General features: G+C 58.4%; 1 protein-coding gene. It reads left to right on the top strand.

Annotated elements, in window-relative coordinates:
• Positions 1-154: 154 nt before the first annotated feature.
• Positions 155-255 (top strand): beta-ketoacyl synthase N-terminal-like domain-containing protein (locus SB772_RS43260; RefSeq protein ID WP_410838931.1); only part of this gene is annotated, 101 nt, incomplete at its 3' end.

The raw sequence follows: 255 nt of genomic DNA on the forward strand, positions 1-255 counted from the left end.
GCGACTATTTCGTCTGGAAGAATGATGCGAGCGCCATTGCCTGCGCACAGGATATCCGGGCAGAAGAACTGGGCCGAATACTGATGTCGGCCGTCACCCATTCGAACGAGCCGCGTGCGTGTGATCGCAATGCGCTGGCCAAATCAGAAAGAGCATGAACAAGCAAATAGCGATCATCGGGATGGCGTGTCGGTTCCCCGGTGGCGTCGAGAGTCCCGACGACTTCTGGCAACTGCTGCGCGACGAACGCGATGC

Origin of the sequence: Paraburkholderia sp. SIMBA_030, assembly GCF_046535245.1 — a bacterium.
GTDB lineage: Bacteria > Pseudomonadota > Gammaproteobacteria > Burkholderiales > Burkholderiaceae > Paraburkholderia.